Source organism: Maridesulfovibrio salexigens DSM 2638, assembly GCF_000023445.1.
GTDB classification, from domain to species: domain Bacteria; phylum Desulfobacterota; class Desulfovibrionia; order Desulfovibrionales; family Desulfovibrionaceae; genus Maridesulfovibrio; species Maridesulfovibrio salexigens.
Genome location: NC_012881.1, coordinates 1,491,166 through 1,508,138 on the forward strand (window position 1 = coordinate 1,491,166; position 16,973 = coordinate 1,508,138).

A 16,973-nucleotide genomic window follows, 5' to 3' on the forward strand; every position below is an offset into this window, starting at 1 on the left:
CTAAACCCGAAAGCCTAGTTTGCCTATTTTACTGTTTTGCGGGATCCATGTTGCATTTGCAACGGACTGGTTTTCAAAACTGCTATAATCCATATTTAGAGTGAGTTTTGGGGCAAATATTCTGACGAGGGTTGGGAGATTCTGGTTAAGATCTTGTTCCGCGTACAGTATGGTAAGATACTCCCAATAATGGAGACAATATGAGTTCAGAAAACAGAAAGCCGAGCCTGCTTTGGGCTTTTCTAACCTTCGCGATTCCGGTTGCGATTATTTTGTACGGTACTGTCGTTATCGGGGTGCGGCCCCCGGTTCTGCCGCTGCTTGTTGCTGTCGCTGCTGCGGGCATAATGGCCCTGAAGATCGGGTACAGCTGGAATGAGTTGCAGGAGGGCATGCTCTCGGCAGTGGGGCGTATTCAGCTTGCCGTTGCGATTCTCATGCTTGTGGGCATGATCATTTCCTCATGGATGGCTTCCGGTACCATTCCGGCAATTATTTACTGGGGACTTAAACTGATTGCCCCGGAACATTTCCTTTTATCCACATTTATTCTGTGCTCCGTGGCATCGCTGGCAACAGGTACCTCTTTTGGTACTATGGGTACTATCGGTGTGGCCCTGCTCGGTGTCGGGGGTGCAATGGGCTTTGATCCGGCATGGACAGTGGGTGCGATTGTTTCCGGCGCATATTTCGGTGACAAGATGTCGCCTGTATCCGACTCAACCAACATCACAGCTACTGTCTGCGAAGTCCCGCTTTTTACGCATATCGGTTCCATGCTGTGGACTACTGTTCCTGCTGCTTTGATAGCAATTGTCGGCTATATTGTTCTCGGTTCCATGCATACTGGGGATGTTACCAGCATGGGTAATATCGATACCATTCTGACTTCCCTTGAGGCCAGCTTCTCGCTTTCCCCCATTGCTTTTCTGCCTCCGGTTCTCATGATTGTGCTTGCATATAAGCGCCTGCCGGTTCTGCCGGTCATGGTAATCTGCGTTGTCAGTGCCCTCGGTATTGCAATGCTTGAAGGGGCAACCCTTTCTACATTGGCCAAGCAACTGACCTCCGGCTACAAAGCCGCGACTCCTTCTCCTGAATTGAACAAACTGCTTTCCCGCGGTGGGCTGATGTCCATCATGGTAACCATCCTGCTGCTGACCAGCGGTATGGCTTTCGGCGGTATTCTGGAAAAGGCAAGGGTTCTGGAAGTCCTGATGGACGCGATGCTTCGCGGTGCAAGGTCTGCTGTTTCACTTGTGGGCGCAACCCTTGGTGCTGCCTATATTATCCTTCTGGGTACCGGCAGTCAGATTCTGGCAGTTGTTGTTCCCGGGCGGGCGTTTGGTGAGAATTACAAGAAAGCGGGTATAGCACCGCAGGTTCTTTCCCGAACCTGTGAGGATGCAGGGACTCTGGGTTGTCCTTTGGTTCCATGGTCTGTTCATGCCTTTTACATTCTCGGCGTTCTTGGCGTCAGTGCTGTGGATTACGTTCCATATGCATTCTTTAATGTCATCATTCCCGTTATTTCGCTCGCTTGCGCTGCTACCGGAATCGGCATTATCAGAACAGACGGCAAGTCGTCCCGTTCCTTAGAGACCGCTACTGATCCCAAATCAGATTAATTATACGAGGTAGACTATGTCACAAGATAAAATTAAAAACGTACTTTTCATAATGCTGGACACATTGCAGTTCAACTATCTGGGCTGCTACGGCAATAAGGAAGTTAAAACTCCGCATCTGGATAAATTTGCTGAAGAAGGATTTCTCTTTGAAAATGCCTACAGCGAAGGACTCCCGACCATTCCGGTCCGCCGTGCCTTGCTTACCGGGCGTTACACCCTGCCTTATGGCGGATGGCGGCCGCTTACTACCGAAGATACTTCCATCACAGACGTTCTCTGGTGCCGTGAGGTTCAGACCGCACTGGTTTATGATACTCCGCCCATGCGTCTTCCCAAATATGGATATTCCCGCGGTTTCGACTATGTCCGTTTCTGCAACGGTCATGAGTTGGACCACGAAACATTCAGCAACGTACCTCTGAAAGAAGAGTTCAAGGGCGAGGACTATCTTTCCCCCAACTGGCTGAAGAAGAATGAAGACGGCGAATACGACGATTCAAGCAAGTCTTTGATCCGTGAAGCTGAATGCTATCTTAAGCAGCGTCAGAACTGGAACTCCGATGCGGACAACTATGCTTCTGTCGTCATTAGCGAAGCAGATAGCTGGTTGAAGGAAAAACGCAATCCTGAACGTCCTTTCTTCCTTTGGCTCGATTCATTTGATCCTCACGAGCCTTGGGATCCGCCGTCTGTATGGGAAAACAAGCCTTGTCCTTACAACCCGGACTATGAAGGCAATCCGCTGTTGCTTGCTCCCTGGACCGAGATCGATGGGGTTATGACCGAAGAAGAGTGCGAGCATATCCGTGCCCTGTATGCTGAAAAGGTCACCCTTGTTGATAAATGGCTTGGAAAACTTTTCGATTCTCTCAAGGCTCAGGGCCTTTGGGATAATACTATGGTAATCGTCACTTCCGACCACGGTCAGCCTATGGGTAGCGGTGAACACGGTCATGGACTGATGCGTAAGTGCCGTCCCTGGCCTTATGAAGAACTGGTTCATGTTCCCCTGCTGGTTCACGCTCCGGGTATGGAAGGCGGTAAGCGGATTGAGTCTTTTGTTCAGAACGTTGACATCACTGCCACTGTTCTTGACGGTCTGGGGCTCGGAACAGATGCTGTTGATGAGACCGGACATGAAGGTATCTCCACCTATGATGCTGATGATATGCACGGTATCAGCCTGCTGCCCGTTATGCGTGGCGAAACAGATACTGTCCGTGATTTTGCCATCGCCGGATACTACGGCATGTCATGGTCCATCGTTGATCATGATTACAGCTACATCCACTGGTTGCAAAAGGAGATAGACACCGACTCCATGAACAAGGTATTTTATGACGGTTCGGGGTCAGGCGGTAATGCCGGTGCGCAGTCAGCAAAACTGGAAATGAAGGAAGACATGTGGACTTGTGTTCCCGGAGCGGAAGTTTCGGTTCCCCAGTCAGATGAGCTTTATGATCGTCGCAAGGATCCTTTCCAGTTGAACAATATCATTGAAAGTAATCCGGAAAAAGCTAAGGAAATGCTCCAGAAGTTGAAACTCTACATAGGGGAGCTGAGAACTTCTTAATGCTTGATCGATTCTAACCCCGGTTCCCTCGCATAGGAGCATATATGTCTACACTTAAGATCGATGAATTCTGGCGAATCAAAGGTAATAGCGATGTCTGGAACAAGGTTATTGACCTTGGTGTCCGTCAGGAATTTAAGAAGGGTGAACATATAATCCTTGCGGGGGAAACGGTAACTGAGCTGCATTATCTTCGATCCGGTTCAGTACGTATGGTGCGTACATCGCTCGAGGGTAACGAGAAGGTTATCATGCATGTTGAGCATCATTCCCTTTTCTGTGAGGTTCCGTTTTTTACCGAAGAACCGATCACCAGCTCTTTTAGCTGCCATGAAGATGCTGTGGTCTATTCTTTTCCAAAGGATACCGTGGACAATATGCTGGCGGCGCATCCTTCAATTGCCAAGGATATTATCCGTACACTTTCCATGAAGGTGAGCGTACTCAGCAACCAGTTGGCATCTCTTGGGCTTGATACCCTTGAGAAGAGGATAGTGAAATTTATTCTGTTGCGTTATAACTCAACTGAACTGGCAGAAAACGATACTATTTCCTTAGGCTCGCTCAGTATGAAAGGGGTTGCGTCCATTCTCGGGGTTCACAGAGCCTCGTTGTACAAGGCCCTTAAGTCTCTTGAGAAAGCCGGATATATCAGAATACTGGCTGAAAACAGGTTGCAACTGCTGAATATCGATGCTCTTGCGGCTATCGCATACCATTGATTTTGATTAGCTAATAACCATTTTGATTCAAAGGTGGATACCAATGAGTGAAATTAAAGATATTACCGAACTGGCCTCTGTTGAGCATTTTGGCTCTCTGGATGAGGCTATTGTTATTTTTTATAAGGAACTTTGCCCTCATTGCAAAAATATGGAGAAGGTGCTCGTCAAATTCGGTGCCAAGGCTCCGCAGGTTGCTCTTTTCAGCGTGGATAGTGAGAAACATGTGAACCTGATGTCCGAATATGCTTTTGAGCGCGTTCCTACACTGCTTTTCATTCGTGAAGGCAAGGTAATCAAGACCCATTCCGGGCTCATGAATCCGCGTGAGCTGAAAGCCCTTTACGCATCCCTGTAACGACTCCGGAGGCGATCATGAGCAATGCATATGATCTAATAATTCTTGGGGGCGGTGTTGCGGGGATGACCTCGGCCATCTATGCATCCCGGGCCAACCTGAAAGTCCTTTTGCTGGATGAGAACGCTTGCGGCGGGCTGGTCAACTGGACCAAGGTGGTTGAAAACATGCCATCTTATAAATCCATCGGCGGTATGGAGCTGGTGGAACGTGTTCAGGAGCAGGTAGAAGAGCTCGGCGTGACTGTCGAAGAGGCTGCCTGTATTGATTCAATGGATCTTTCCGGAACAATTAAGACCATTGAGGCTGACGACGAAGTATATACAGCCAAAGCTGTCATTGTCGCCACAGGACGGAAACCGGCTCCGTTGGAGGCTGCCGGTGATTGCGAACAGGTGCATTATTGTGCCGTTTGTGATGGCTCAGCGTATATCGACAAGCGGGTTCTCATTGTAGGGGGAGGCAACAGCGGTTTTGACGAAGCTCTTTCTTTGCTTGATCTGGGGATTAGCGAACTGACCCTTATCGAAAAAATGGACCGTTTTTTTGCTGCTTCGTCCACGCAGGCCCAGCTCGCGGAGCGTAGTAACGCTACCATGCATCTTTCAACTGAAGTTGTATCTGTAAACCATAGTGATAAGCTCGAGTCTGTCACATTTCGCAACGTTGAAACAGGCGAAGAGTATACTCACGAATGTGACGGTATTTTTGTTTTCATGGGGCAGCATCCCGGAACCGAATCTTTTGCTGAGTTGCTTGATCTTGATGCTGATGGTTACATAGTTACAGATGATGACATGGCGACATCCGTTCCCGGAGTGTTTGCCGCAGGTGACGTAAGGCCCAAGAAGTACCGCCAGATAACCACTGCCATGTCCGATGGGACCATAGCGGCTCTTGAAGCGGAACGTTTTATCCACAGTATGAAGTAATTTATGTTAGGGCTCAGGATTAATATTCTTGACCCTGACACAAGCAAGGCTGAGCGGGCCGCAAGGCGACTCCGTTCTCTCCTTAAAGGCGAGGGCGTTCAGGCTTGTGTTCAGGTCACTACTTGTTATCTGGAAATTTCAAGGCAGGGGTTGAAGGATAAAACCCCTGTGATTTCAGTAAATAATATAAATTATCAATGTAAAAGTCTTAACGATTCCCTTCTTGCCGATTTTTCTGCATGGCTGGCCAGTAATTTGGACTGTCATTTGAACGAAAATGTCATTTCCTGATTTCACGGCAGACGATTGCTTTCAATAGAGTAAAATCACTGGTCAAGAAAATGTAATGCAGACCAGTCAGACTTTCCATAGAAATAAAAGCCTTACGAAGAATTATCTTTGTAAGGCTTTTGTTTTTGGCGTGCAATTTATAGTGGCGTTGAAATTTATTGAGGCTATCCCTTTTAGTGTAATGCTTCCTGTTTCTAATTGACCTGAGTCATTTTATTAGGAAGTAACCTAATGGTATTTTTGAGATACAGATAGTTTTGCTTTTTTTAGTCATTTTTTTTGCCATAAATTTATGAAAATGATAATATTTCAATATGTAACTGATATTTGTCTACGAGATCAGCGGTTGAAATTAGTATATATGAATAGGTGAGTTATGCGTAAGTTCTATGAAGGTAAATTAATAAGGAAGGCCATTGTGATGATTCTTGCTTTTAGCTTTGTAGGTCTCCTGATTGTTTTTTATTTTTATTTTAAGTCGTTGGATGATTTAGCTGCTGAAAACATGCGCCAAAGGGTAATGGTTGCGTTAGAAGTTGAGACAAGTATTCAGCAGGAAATACTTGAAGAGTATACATTTTGGGATGAAGCATACGACAATTGCATTGAAAATGTGAATGAAAAATGGATTTCACTTAATACCGGAGACTACATATTCAGTCAGCTTGGTGTTGCTTTTAGCTTGGCAATAGATCCGAGTGGGAGTTTTACTTATGTAGATGCTGCTGATGATCAAAAAATGAGTTTGTATAAGCAGCTGCTTGGGCCGGAGATAGATTCCCTTTTGAAAAAGGTGCCAGGAAGCTCTCTGCCAACAAAAGTTGTTAGCGGATATGTTACTATTGGGGATGATTTTTACCTTGTAAGTGTTGGCCCATTTATAAGTGAAAAAACAAAACAGATACGTTTTCCTGCTAGTTATTTGGCTTTTGGAAAGAAGATAGATTCTGATTATATTAAAAAGATCGGCGAAAAATATAGATTAAATAATCTTGATTTTAGATATAGATTTGAAGACTGCGACCATAGTCTTAAGATACATGATCAAGCGAACCGTTTGATCGGATGCGTAGTATGGGACAAAGTTTATCCCAGCCGGGAAATTTTGCCGTTTCTTACTTTAGTGGTCTGCTTATTCTATCTCGTAGCTAGTGGTATTTGTATGGTCGTATTGAAGCGGGAAGCCGGGAATATTAAAGAGCAGGAAGAGCATTTATATTTCATGGCCACCAAAGATTATCTCACAGGTGTCAGCAACAGAAGACATGTAATGGAACTTGGACAGCAGATGCTTGCCGCACATCAGAGGAGTGCGTGTAATCTTTCAGTGCTTGTCTTGGATATCGACTATTTCAAGACAATAAATGACCAGTTTGGGCATGAGGTTGGGGACCGGGCTCTAAGCTCTTTTTCGAAGTTATGCTCAGGGGTGCTACGTTCCTCCGATGTTTTCGGTCGCTTCGGGGGAGAAGAATTTTTAGCAGTACTCCATGATACAGAAATTGACGAAGCAGTTGAGGTGGCTGAAAGGATGCGCAGAACTGTTGAAAAGGGGTCCGTCAATAGTGATGGTCTTCCCCAGTTAACAGTCAGCATCGGTGTTGCAGTTGACTTTCCCGGCGATGATTTTGAAATGATTATACGCAGAGCTGATGAAGCCTTATTTAAAGCCAAGTCAAAAGGTCGTAATCTGGTTGAAGTTTATGATGGAAGTGATGTTGGCTGAGTTGTAAAGATTTGATTTATCCCTGATCTTCATCACAATTATAAGTTAACCAGCGCGGATAATATAAATTATAATGAATTGCGAGAAGGCGGAAAGAAATAATTGTAGCAACACCGCATAGCCATGCACTGTTGAATCCTGGAGTAAATTGGTCGAGCAGTGCATACAGAATTGCTCCTAACAGAGCCGGTGTTGCGTAGAATTCTCGCCCGAGTAGTAAGGGCATCCTTCCGGTTAGAACGTCACGCAGCATGCCGCCTGAAATTCCGGTAATAAGTCCCATAAGTACAGAAACCGTATAGTTGTTGCCTAAACTAAGGGCTTTTTGCATGGCGGTAATGGTAAAAAGGGCCATTCCAAATGTATCGATATAGATAAATAATTTCAGAATACGGGAAACAGAACGGACGCAAAAGAATGTCGCAATTGCAGCTATTATTGCCACCCACAGGTAAGTCAGATCTGCTATCCAGAAGACCGGACGGGAATCTAGAATCATATCTCTTATTGTACCGCCCCCAAGGGCTGTAACAACACCAAGCAAAACGATACTGAAAATATCCATATTACGTTTGCCTGCTGCAATTACCCCGGTTACGGAAAAAGCAACGATTCCTAACATTCCTAGATAATAAACCATGAAGATCTATCCTTTCAAGATGCCTAATCCTCGCCTATATCACCGCGCGGGAAAGTAATGGTAAAACATGCCCCGAGGTCTTCTTTAGTGGAAGCGGAGATTGTTCCATTGTAGTCCTTGATTATTCCGTAGGATATGGAAAGGCCGAGCCCGGTCCCTTTGCCTACGTCTTTAGTGGTAAAGAAAGGTTCGAAGAGACGGGTCTGAATGGGGTCCGGGATTCCCGGTCCTGTATCGCAAATCTCAATGACTACATTCTCATCAGTAAAGTCTGTGGTTATGTAAATTTTCTTGTTGTCGGCAAGAGGAACACTGTCCTTCCAGCGTTCTTCGATCGCATCGCGGGCATTAATAAGCAGGTTGATGACCACCTGTTCAAGTCGGTTGGAATCAGCTTTGATTATGGGAAGGTGGCTGTTGAGGTTCCATTCCACGCTGATGTTGCGCAGGGTGAGCTGTCTGCTGAAGAAATCAAAACCGCGCCTGAGCACATCGTTGACCTGTACGGGCATGGTTTTCATGTCGGATTTTCGACCGAACTCACGCATGTGCTCGATGATCTTGCTGGCACGGTTGACGTGGGTATCCACACCTTCTGCCATTTCCTTTAGAACTTTGGGCTCAACCTGCTGGTTGCGAGTTACCTTACGCATGAGCAGATTACTGATGGTCTTAAGAATCGCCAGCGGCTGGTTAAGCTCATGAGCAACACCGGATGCCATTTCCCCGAGAGTACTCATTTTGCTGGCCTGAATAAGTTGCTGTTCCGCTTCGAGTTTTTGCGTAACATCACTGCAGGTGACGATCAGGGTACGATTGCCGTCAAATTCCGCAGGAGAGATTCTAAGCATGGCGTAAATTGTATTGCCTGACTTAGTAAGGTGTGAGCAAGGGCCGATTTCTTTCCTTACTTTGATCAGATGCTCATAGTCATTTTGTTCTTCTTCTCTAAATAGTTTGAGAAAAGAACTTCCTAGAATCATATCACGTGAATATCCATAGATCTCCTCAACCGGATCATTGCAGTTCAGGATGGTCAGGTCTTCTGCGTCCAGCACGAATACGGCCTGCGGAATAGAATCAAAAATTGCGTGATAGCGCAGCTCGGAGGCTGCAAGGCTTTCTTCAAGTTCCTTGCGGCGGGTAATATCGAGCATCATTTCCATGGCAGCAACAATTTTGCCTTCCCTATCTTTGATAGGGGAGGTGTATACTATCCAGTGGATAGGCTTGCCATCCTTGGAAAGCCCGGATTCCTCACTCATATGCGGGGTCAGGTCAAAGAAGGTTCTTTCGACCGGACATTCTTCACATTTGCGGTCTCGGTCTTTGTTGATCTGGTAACACTGTCTGCCACGCGGTTTACCGAAATGTTTTTCATAAGCTTTGTTATGACGGATAACCTTGAAATTTAGGTCGACCACAGAGACCAGACAGGGAACGTTGTCGAACAGGTCGCGGTACTCTTCTTTCTGTTCAAGAAGGGCACGGTGTTTTTCCTGAACCTGCCTGCCCATCATGTTGAAGGCATCTGCAAGAGTACCGATTTCATCAGTCTGGGCTAGTTGGATTTCAACAAAATCCTGAGCAGATCCGAATTTTCGTGTGGCAGTGATCAGTGTTCTGATAGGTTTAAAAATGAAATTGTAGGCAAAAACAAACAGGGCTCCAAAGGTGGCGATAAATACAACCAGTGCTATGCCGAAGTTGGCTTGTTCAAAGGTGGTAAGTATGGAGTCCTTTTTTTCTGTAGAAATTTCAAGGTCCAGCAGTCCGAGCAGTTGTTCGTCTTTAGCGTGAACATGGCAGGGGCCGGGAGCACAGCCCTCGGAATTGGGGATCGGTGTCATTATCCCCATGAATTTTTTACCGTTGATGGTCTTTAGTCTGGTGCGCTGCTCAAGACTCATGGTTGCCGGAGGATTGTCCAATTGGTGACAGTTCCAGCAGGGTGGACTTTTTATGTCGATGACGTTGAGAATTTCATCCGGATCATTTGAATAGATGATCTGGCCTTTTTTGTTAATGACCCGGATGGATTTGATTTCACCTTGTCTGCTGATGTTGTTGATATCATTTTGAATAAATTCTTTTGAATCAAGCATCATGGCGTGATGCAGGCTCAGCAGTACTGTGTCGGAAAGCATGGCAATATCGGATTGAATATTGCCGGTGACATTCTTCTTAAAGAAAACCACATTAAAGCTCGTCCAGAGAATCACACTTAGAAGAAGGGTGACTCCACCGGAGAGGAGCATTTTCATGATCAGGGTGTGGCGGTATTTTTTAAACACTCAACATCCTGCGTATTATGATTTTCTATTACTCGGGCCTGTCCATGGGACAAAGGCGGGCATCTTTAATCAGGTCGGCCAGAGTGTACGAATCAAGCATCTTATACATGGCTTGGTTTGCATCGTCCCAGATGGAACGGCGCAAACAGACGGCTGCTCTGGTGCAGGTGGTCATGTCTCCATCGCAATCGAGAATTTTGTCTTCTCCCTCTAGGGCTTCGGTGAGTTTGCCGAGTGAAATTTCTTCAGGTGCCATTGTCAGCACATTCCCGCCGTTGGGACCGCGCTTTCCCTTGATGTAGCCTGACTCTTTGAGGATTTTGAGGATCTTTTCGAGATACTTCAGTGAAATGTTTTCTCTACGTGCTGAATCTTTACTGGGAACAGGACCATTTTCCGAGTGAAGGGCAATGTCGAGCAGCAGACGTGCTCCGTATCTTGAACGGGTGGTAAGTTTCATTAAATTAATTGTCGCTGTTTAAAATTATTAGAATATTCTATAGCTTCTTAAGCTCTTATAGCAGGATGCCGTCAAGATTGAAAGTAGCGGCAATCATTACACTATACACAAGGACAAGGTCTGGGCTGTTTTTTGATCTCGGCCTTTCTGGGCAGTAAGATTGTAAACGTCGTTCCCTGGTTTGGTTCAGATTCTACGCTTATCTTGCCGCCGTGCTGCTCAATTGTCTGGTTGGAAATGAACAGACCTATTCCGGTACCCCGTTTGCCTTTGGAAGAAAAGAAAAGAGTAAATATCTTTTCACGGGTTTCCTGATCCATGCCCGAGCCGTTGTCACTGATCTTGATTTCGATCTCGTCTGCTATTTCTCGGGCGGATATGTTTATAGAATATTCCTTGTCTGGAAGCGGCGAATCACAGGCATCCACTGCATTCTCCAGAAAGTTTACTAAAGCGGCAGACATGGAGCTGGTATCTATTTCAATATTGCCGAGTTCTTTGGGAATGTCGATGTTATAGGAAACATTTGCAGCAGCAGCTTTCGTCGCAATCAGAGCTGCGGTATCGCGCAGGAAGTTACCAGCGCCAATGGTCTCGGTCTCGATTTCGCGGGATTTTGCGTAGTAAAGGATGTCCAGCACCATTTTTTTGACCCGGCCAACCACATCTTTCAAAGTTTTGGTAGCATCTTCAACTCTGGTGGAATCATTTTTACGCAGACCGGATTCAAGGCGGTATAAGCCTCCATCCAGAGCAGTAAGCATCCCTTTTACACCATGAGACATGGAACCAAGCATGAAACCAAGTGATGTCAGGTGATCCTGAAGTCGACGAATCTCGGTAATGTCAGTAGACATTTCCATTACCTGCTTGATCTCTCCATATGCATTACGCAGAGGGGCAGACCAGACCAGCATGTTTTTCTGTTCGCCGTTTTTGGTTGTAACTACTGTCTCCATCTGGTGTGATTCACCGTCTTTGAAAGTACGCTGGACCGGACATTCATCACAGGGAGTATCACGGTGTTTGTAGGATGAGTAGCAGGTGCCTCCAATCGGTTCCAGAAAGTCATCCTTAAAACGCCGGTTAACTTCCGCTATGGTGTAGTCCTTGTTTTGGACAGAGATATAGCAGGGGGCTTCGTCAAAAAGACGCTGAAATTTTGATTGCGTTTCAAGCAGTTCATCACGCAAACGTTGCAGCTCGGTCATATCCACGGAAATATCGAGAACAAGTTCGATCTCTCCATTCTTAGCGGGGATGGGAGCCGTATAGACGGTTACAGGGATTTCTTCTCCGTCTTCTGTTATAAAAGTTTCCTTGCTGCGCTGGCCTTTACCGGTCTGGAAGGTAAGTTGAACCGGACATGCGTTCCCTGCTGAAGTTCGGTCGGAGTATATATCAAAGCTGTTTTTACCGACCACGTCACCGAGACGTTCTTTGAGAAGTTTGTTTGTGGCGACAATTTCGAGGTAGCGGTTGTGGATGGAGACCAGACAGGGAAGTTCGTTAAACATGCTGCTCTCGGATTCCACTTCATGGGCCGCATTCGATAGGGCGTCAGTAATCCCTTCCACAACCTGACAGGCAGCGTTCTGGCGTTCAAGCTCAACAATGCGGCTGGTCTTTTCTTCGACCATTTTTTCGAGATTTTCTGTGTATTCCTTAACCTGCCGCTTAAGATGAATTTTTTCCATTACCCGCTCAAGAGAGAGTTCAAGAACATCATCATCAACGGGTTTGGTAATAAAGTCGGCAGCATCGTTCTTAAGAGATTCAATGGCCAGATCAAGATCTCCATGCCCAGTAAGCATGATGACTTCAATGTGCGGATGGTCTTCTTTGATGGCTTTAAGTAAATCGATACCATCCATTCTCGGCATTTTGATGTCGGTGACAATTATATCAGGGTGAAAATTTTCAAGCAGCTTAAGAGCCTCAACCCCGTTTTCCGCAGTTTCAACCGTATAACCGAAATCCATAAGAGTGAGTCCGAGGAATCTTCTAAGGCCTTCCTCATCATCAACAAGCATAATTTTATTGTCACTCATCACTGCACCCCGCAAAGTCATGACACAAGTCTCCAGCCAAATCGCCGGACAAAATTCAAGTTAGAAAGGCCCCCCCGTCGACAAGCAAGCTAGTCGTCGGTCTCGCCCAGAGCCTTTCTAACTATTTCAATAACTTCAGTGGGATCAAAAGGCTTTTTAATTGTTGCCACAGCCCGTTTGATCGCCATGTGAATTCCCGGAAGACCGCTGATAACGATTACCGGGATATTGGAAAATTCATCTTCGAGGGTCAGGCGTCTGTAGAAACGCGGTCCCCATTCATGGGGCATTTCCAGATCAAGAGTAATCAGGTCCGGCTTTTCGGCCATGGCCACATCGAAGGCAGATACGCCGTCGGACGCACGACAAGTAAGGTAACCGTGGTCCTCGAATACCGTTACGAGGTAATCCACGATATACGGGTCATCATCCACAACCATTATTTTTTTGGGCATTATTTCCACCTGTGCAATGATTTTAAGGGGTTATGTTTCCCTGTGGGATGAAGCCTACACCTAGCCTGCATGTTATTTCAAGTTAAAAAAATGGCCGGCCGGTGTGTGAACACCGACCGGCCCGATATGGATTCCCGTGGATTAGCCGATTGTGTCCTTCACAATCCTGATTAGCTCTTCTGCATCGAAGGGCTTGGTCAGAGTAGCTACAGCTTTGGGAATTGCGTACTTATTAGCGTTCAGACCGCTGATAACGATAACCGGAGTTCTTTTGAACTCATCGTTCTGGGAAAGCTTGCGGTAGAAACGGGGACCCCACTCACCGGGCATTTCCAGATCAAGAGTGATAAGGTCAGGTTTCTCAGTTTCCACAGCTTCCATAGCAACGGAACCGTCTTCGGCCATTGCAGTTTCGTAGCCGTTATCGGTGAACAGTTCGCTCAGGTAAGAACGAATATCCTGATCGTCATCTATAATTAAGATCTTCTTAGACATAATAACTCCTCCTGTTGAATCTTTTCCCTCGTTATTTCCCGGCAGCCTGAAGGTGTTAGGCTGCCGGAATTAGCGATTAATCAGATTCAGTTATACTTACAGCCTAAACTTTATCGGGCTTGCTGACGCTGACCACCGGGCAGTTTGCCCTTAAGATGACCTGCTCAACGGTTGAACCGATACGTGCTCTTTCCGGATCAAGCTCATTGGTGTGATGGGCGAGGCAGATAAGGTCCACGCTCTTTTCACGGGCAAGCTTGACGATCTCGACGTAGGGAGTTCCTTCCCATACTTCGATGTCGTAGTTTTTGAAATCACCCATAAGAGGGACGTAGGTTTCTCTGATACGCTTGCGGGCGATGATCAGGTTTTCCTCGATTTCATTCTGGTCCAGAACCTTGCCGCTGATATCCAGGGCATGGAAGATAGTCAGGTCGCAGTCGAGTTCGCGGGCTGTGGACAGAGCGAATTTGAAAGCGCTCTCAGCCTGCTTGGAGAAGTCGGTACCAAAAAGGATGTTGGAGAACCCGCCCCAGTAGGATGCGGATTCACGGTGTACGGAAAGAACCGGGCAGCGAGCGGCTTTTGCTACTTTCTGCATGGTGCTTCCGGGGTAACCCTTGTGGAATGATGCACTTTCGCCGGAGCTTGCAGCCATGACCACGAGGTCGCTGTCAGCTTTACGGGCTTCACGCAGGATTTCACGGGAAGGTACACCGGTTGTCAGAACGATCTTGGCGTTGTCAGCTCCTTCGAACTGTTTGGCAAAGGTGGTTTTGAGTTCTTCTTCAACCCAAGCGAGGTATTCTTCATCAACCTCAACCTCTTCACCGGTTCGAACGTCGTTGACAACGTGGGAAAAAGCCTTGGTAGGCACACCCACAACATGGAAGATCGTTACTTCGGAACCGTAGCGTTTCGCCATGTCGAAGGCTACGCGGGCGGCACCGAAGCTCGCAGGAGAGCCGGTAGTCGCCAAAAGGATTTTCTTAAACATGTGACACCTCGTTCGTTGCGGACAATATCAGATAATCATCGGCCCCGAAGGGCCGATGGCTACTACCATTCGACTCGCATGCCTTCGGGAACGTCCAGCATACCAATGATCAGGGGCTTAAGGAAGGACCAGCGGATACCGATCTCATATTCTTCCTCAAGATCTCGGATTGCGTCCCAGCAGTTATGACAGGGAGCAATAACCAGCTTACAGCCGGTGTCGAGGATCTGATCCATTTTTTTACGCAGGGCTACGTTGCGCTGTTCGCGGTACATGCCGATTCCGTTGAATCCGCCACCGCCACCGCAGCAGTAGTTATGTTCCTTATTAGGTGCCATTTCCACGAAGTATCCGGGCTCTACAATGTAGCTGATAATTTCGCGGGTAACATCTTTAAGACCCTGGTTACGCACGTAGTTACAAGAATCCTGAAGGGTTACAGGTTCTTTAATGCGTTTCGCGGGGTCGATTTTAAGCTTGCCTTCGCGCAGTGCTTCAGCCAGCCATTCAACGTAGTGAATGTAGGGCTTGGGCGGAAGACCGTCTTCACGACCGGCCCAGTAGGGGCCTTCGATAACGGTTGCGCGGTGAGCGTGACCGCACTCGGTACCGGTTACGCGTGCAGGGTTCAAACGTTCAATCGCATCGTAGACGTGGTTGACGTTGTCCTTGCAGCATTCCCAGTCACCGGCAAACATGGACAGGGAAGTCTGTTCCCAGCCTTCAGAAGGCACGGTCCAGTTGGTTCCTGCCACGTGGAAGAGAATCGCAGCTTCAGCGAGATCTTCCGGGTAGTGCTTGGGCTCACGGGCGTTACATGTGTACATGATATCGGCGTCCTGCTTGTCCACAGGGATGGTCAGACCTGGCCATTCTTCCTCGGTCTCTTCAGCCATCCACTCACAGGTTTCAACCCAGTCTTCAGTGGTGACGTCCATCTGTGCGCGGTAAACGCGGTGCATGCCGGAACCGATTTTCAGTTCCCAGGGAACAAAGCCCTGAGAGTAGAGGAGTCCACGCAGGTAGGAGAACATGACACCCATGTCGATGCCGTGGGGGCAGTACATACCGCAGCGGTTGCAGCAGGTGCACTGGGACCAGGCAACTTCCATGCAGTGGCGCATGAAGGCGTTGTCCACCTGTCCTTTTTTCTTGACGATGTGGCCAAGAGTGGACTGGATTTTATAAGAAGGTACCTGTTCGGGTACACAGTCGTTAACCTGATAAAGGAAACAGCTGTCGGCGCAGAGGCCGCAGTGGGCGCAGATTTCAAGCCAGGTTTTGGTTCTGGACTTCATGGTCTTCTGGATAGTGGCCCACAATGCATTTGTGTCCACGTCCAGCTGTTCCATCTCAGCGTAGTATTGCTTGCCGCTCTTGTCCGCGAGAGTCAGCTTAAGCTGCTCGTCGGTTTTGATCGGCTGTCTGTTACAAAGCTTACCTTGAGGCATTTTCTTTCTCCTGTTCGGCTGTGATTCTTCCTGTTACCAGGAGAAGGTGGAGCCTTTCATACCGCCGCGTTTAATGCCGTAGTCCATTCCGAGCTGTGCACGGGAACAGAAGAAGAGCACGCAGTGGCTGAGTTTGGTGAAAGGCAGGCACAGCAACCAGATTTCGCCGGTAATAATGTGGGTCAGCAGCCAGAAGTTGTAGTCACCCATGTGGTAACGGGCGATGAGGCCGGTTACGAAAGGAGCTACGGTGATGATCAGCAGCAGGTAATCATATGCTGTGGTCAGGATTCTTACTTCCGGGAGTGCAAAGCGGCGGGCGATGATAGCAACGCAGGCCACGATTACAGTCCATGACAGCAGGTCCGCAAGGAATGCGGGCATCTGCGGCAGGCTGAAGCCCAGGTTTTCTTGCAGCATGATGTTATGAGCTGCGAGGAAAATGGGGGTTAAAAGCAGTCCGATGTGGAATGCAAAGAATATGAAAGTAAAGCCGGGTTTCTTTCTCCATCCACGTGCACCCACGGGATTGAGCCAGCTGATTATCGAATTGAATGCACCTTTAAGTCCATAGGACATGTGGGCTTTGTATGCCACGCGGTCGAGCTGCTGGCTGAGGCCCTTGAAGTAGAGCACGATGCGAACCAGCAGGCCGCCGAAGCTGATCGCGAAGACCAGCCAGAGCAGGGGCCCTGTCAGAAGTTCATACATTATAGTTTCTCCTCGAATCTCGGCTTAATGGTGGTCGCCGTAGTTCTTCTTGTTTTCGTCACGGTAGGCCTTTCCACCCATGAGGAACTGCCAGAACATAGTGACTCCGACCAGTGCTCCACCCATCAGAAGGTACATGATACCTTTGGTGAATGTGTAGTATTCCTGAAGGTTATGTGCTTCCAT

General features: G+C 47.4%; 16 protein-coding genes. 6 read left to right on the forward strand and 10 right to left on the reverse strand.

Features of this window, described 5'->3' with window-relative positions:
- The first annotated feature begins 200 nt into the window (after positions 1-200).
- The 6 genes from nhaC to DESAL_RS19675 all read left to right on the forward strand — a co-directional run bounded on the left by nhaC (position 201) and on the right by DESAL_RS19675 (position 7,233).
- On the forward strand, positions 201-1,628 hold the full coding sequence (gene nhaC, locus DESAL_RS06840; protein ID WP_015851239.1) for a Na+/H+ antiporter NhaC: 1,428 nt from the start codon (positions 201-203) through the stop codon (positions 1,626-1,628).
- Between the two features lie 16 nt (positions 1,629-1,644).
- On the forward strand, positions 1,645-3,204 hold the full coding sequence (locus tag DESAL_RS06845; protein ID WP_015851240.1) for a sulfatase: 1,560 nt from the start codon (positions 1,645-1,647) through the stop codon (positions 3,202-3,204).
- Positions 3,205-3,248: 44 nt separating this feature from the next.
- On the forward strand, positions 3,249-3,926 hold the full coding sequence (locus DESAL_RS06850) for a Crp/Fnr family transcriptional regulator (RefSeq protein ID WP_015851241.1): 678 nt from the start codon (positions 3,249-3,251) through the stop codon (positions 3,924-3,926).
- 43 nt (positions 3,927-3,969) lie between these two features.
- Positions 3,970-4,284: a thioredoxin family protein gene (locus tag DESAL_RS06855; RefSeq protein ID WP_015851242.1), complete on the forward strand. Its 315-nt coding sequence runs from the start codon at positions 3,970-3,972 to the stop codon at positions 4,282-4,284.
- Positions 4,285-4,301: 17 nt separating this feature from the next.
- The gene (locus tag DESAL_RS06860) at positions 4,302-5,216 is read left to right on the forward strand and encodes an NAD(P)/FAD-dependent oxidoreductase (RefSeq protein ID WP_015851243.1); all 915 of its coding nucleotides are present in this window, start codon (positions 4,302-4,304) and stop codon (positions 5,214-5,216) included.
- Between the two features lie 667 nt (positions 5,217-5,883).
- A complete protein-coding gene (locus DESAL_RS19675) occupies positions 5,884-7,233 on the forward strand; it encodes a sensor domain-containing diguanylate cyclase (protein ID WP_015851245.1) in 1,350 nt (449 codons plus the stop codon).
- A gap of 16 nt (positions 7,234-7,249) precedes the next feature.
- Here the strand turns inward: DESAL_RS19675 and DESAL_RS06875 are convergent, their stop codons facing one another.
- The 10 genes from DESAL_RS06875 to hmcD all read right to left on the reverse strand — a co-directional run bounded on the left by DESAL_RS06875 (position 7,250) and on the right by hmcD (position 16,973).
- Positions 7,250-7,873 carry a trimeric intracellular cation channel family protein gene (locus DESAL_RS06875; protein WP_015851246.1) on the reverse strand — a complete coding sequence of 208 codons (624 nt, stop codon included), beginning with the start codon at positions 7,871-7,873 and terminating at the stop codon, positions 7,250-7,252.
- Positions 7,874-7,896: 23 nt separating this feature from the next.
- The gene (locus DESAL_RS06880) at positions 7,897-10,167 is read right to left on the reverse strand and encodes a PAS domain S-box protein (RefSeq protein ID WP_015851247.1); all 2,271 of its coding nucleotides are present in this window, start codon (positions 10,165-10,167) and stop codon (positions 7,897-7,899) included.
- 28 nt (positions 10,168-10,195) lie between these two features.
- Positions 10,196-10,627: an RrF2 family transcriptional regulator gene (locus DESAL_RS06885; protein ID WP_015851248.1), complete on the reverse strand. Its 432-nt coding sequence runs from the start codon at positions 10,625-10,627 to the stop codon at positions 10,196-10,198.
- 101 nt (positions 10,628-10,728) lie between these two features.
- Positions 10,729-12,678: a response regulator gene (locus DESAL_RS06890; RefSeq protein WP_041722161.1), complete on the reverse strand. Its 1,950-nt coding sequence runs from the start codon at positions 12,676-12,678 to the stop codon at positions 10,729-10,731.
- A gap of 89 nt (positions 12,679-12,767) precedes the next feature.
- Positions 12,768-13,133 carry a DVU0259 family response regulator domain-containing protein gene (divK, locus tag DESAL_RS06895; protein ID WP_015851250.1) on the reverse strand — a complete coding sequence of 122 codons (366 nt, stop codon included), beginning with the start codon at positions 13,131-13,133 and terminating at the stop codon, positions 12,768-12,770.
- A gap of 141 nt (positions 13,134-13,274) precedes the next feature.
- Positions 13,275-13,628: a DVU0259 family response regulator domain-containing protein gene (gene divK / locus DESAL_RS06900; RefSeq protein ID WP_015851251.1), complete on the reverse strand. Its 354-nt coding sequence runs from the start codon at positions 13,626-13,628 to the stop codon at positions 13,275-13,277.
- A 103-nt stretch (positions 13,629-13,731) separates the two neighbouring features.
- Positions 13,732-14,625 (reverse strand): universal stress protein, encoded by an 894-nt coding sequence (locus tag DESAL_RS06905; protein ID WP_015851252.1) that lies wholly within the window; start codon positions 14,623-14,625, stop codon positions 13,732-13,734.
- 62 nt (positions 14,626-14,687) lie between these two features.
- A complete protein-coding gene (gene hmcF / locus DESAL_RS06910; RefSeq protein WP_015851253.1) occupies positions 14,688-16,076 on the reverse strand; it encodes a sulfate respiration complex iron-sulfur protein HmcF in 1,389 nt (462 codons plus the stop codon).
- A 33-nt stretch (positions 16,077-16,109) separates the two neighbouring features.
- The gene (gene hmcE, locus DESAL_RS06915) at positions 16,110-16,787 is read right to left on the reverse strand and encodes a sulfate respiration complex protein HmcE (protein WP_015851254.1); all 678 of its coding nucleotides are present in this window, start codon (positions 16,785-16,787) and stop codon (positions 16,110-16,112) included.
- A 24-nt stretch (positions 16,788-16,811) separates the two neighbouring features.
- Entirely contained in the window at positions 16,812-16,973 is a 162-nt protein-coding gene (gene hmcD / locus DESAL_RS06920) for a sulfate respiration complex protein HmcD (RefSeq protein ID WP_015851255.1), read from the reverse strand.

Bases quoted from the DNA above. Each gene is read 5' to 3' on its own strand.
- DESAL_RS06850 (WP_015851241.1), top strand. From the start codon at position 3,249: ATGTCTACACTTAAGATCGATGAATTCTGGCGAATCAAAGGTAATAGC.
- DESAL_RS19675 (WP_015851245.1), top strand. From the start codon at position 5,884: ATGCGTAAGTTCTATGAAGGTAAATTAATAAGGAAGGCCATTGTGATG.
- DESAL_RS06860 (WP_015851243.1), top strand. From the start codon at position 4,302: ATGAGCAATGCATATGATCTAATAATTCTTGGGGGCGGTGTTGCGGGG.
- DESAL_RS06875 (WP_015851246.1), bottom strand. From the start codon at position 7,873: ATGGTTTATTATCTAGGAATGTTAGGAATCGTTGCTTTTTCCGTAACC.
- nhaC (WP_015851239.1), top strand. From the start codon at position 201: ATGAGTTCAGAAAACAGAAAGCCGAGCCTGCTTTGGGCTTTTCTAACC.
- DESAL_RS06885 (WP_015851248.1), bottom strand. From the start codon at position 10,627: ATGAAACTTACCACCCGTTCAAGATACGGAGCACGTCTGCTGCTCGAC.
- divK (WP_015851251.1), bottom strand. From the start codon at position 13,628: ATGTCTAAGAAGATCTTAATTATAGATGACGATCAGGATATTCGTTCT.
- hmcE (WP_015851254.1), bottom strand. From the start codon at position 16,787: ATGTATGAACTTCTGACAGGGCCCCTGCTCTGGCTGGTCTTCGCGATC.
- DESAL_RS06845 (WP_015851240.1), top strand. From the start codon at position 1,645: ATGTCACAAGATAAAATTAAAAACGTACTTTTCATAATGCTGGACACA.
- DESAL_RS06855 (WP_015851242.1), top strand. From the start codon at position 3,970: ATGAGTGAAATTAAAGATATTACCGAACTGGCCTCTGTTGAGCATTTT.
- DESAL_RS06890 (WP_041722161.1), bottom strand. From the start codon at position 12,678: ATGAGTGACAATAAAATTATGCTTGTTGATGATGAGGAAGGCCTTAGA.
- divK (WP_015851250.1), bottom strand. From the start codon at position 13,133: ATGCCCAAAAAAATAATGGTTGTGGATGATGACCCGTATATCGTGGAT.
- hmcD (WP_015851255.1), bottom strand. From the start codon at position 16,973: ATGGAAGCACATAACCTTCAGGAATACTACACATTCACCAAAGGTATC.
- hmcF (WP_015851253.1), bottom strand. From the start codon at position 16,076: ATGCCTCAAGGTAAGCTTTGTAACAGACAGCCGATCAAAACCGACGAG.
- DESAL_RS06905 (WP_015851252.1), bottom strand. From the start codon at position 14,625: ATGTTTAAGAAAATCCTTTTGGCGACTACCGGCTCTCCTGCGAGCTTC.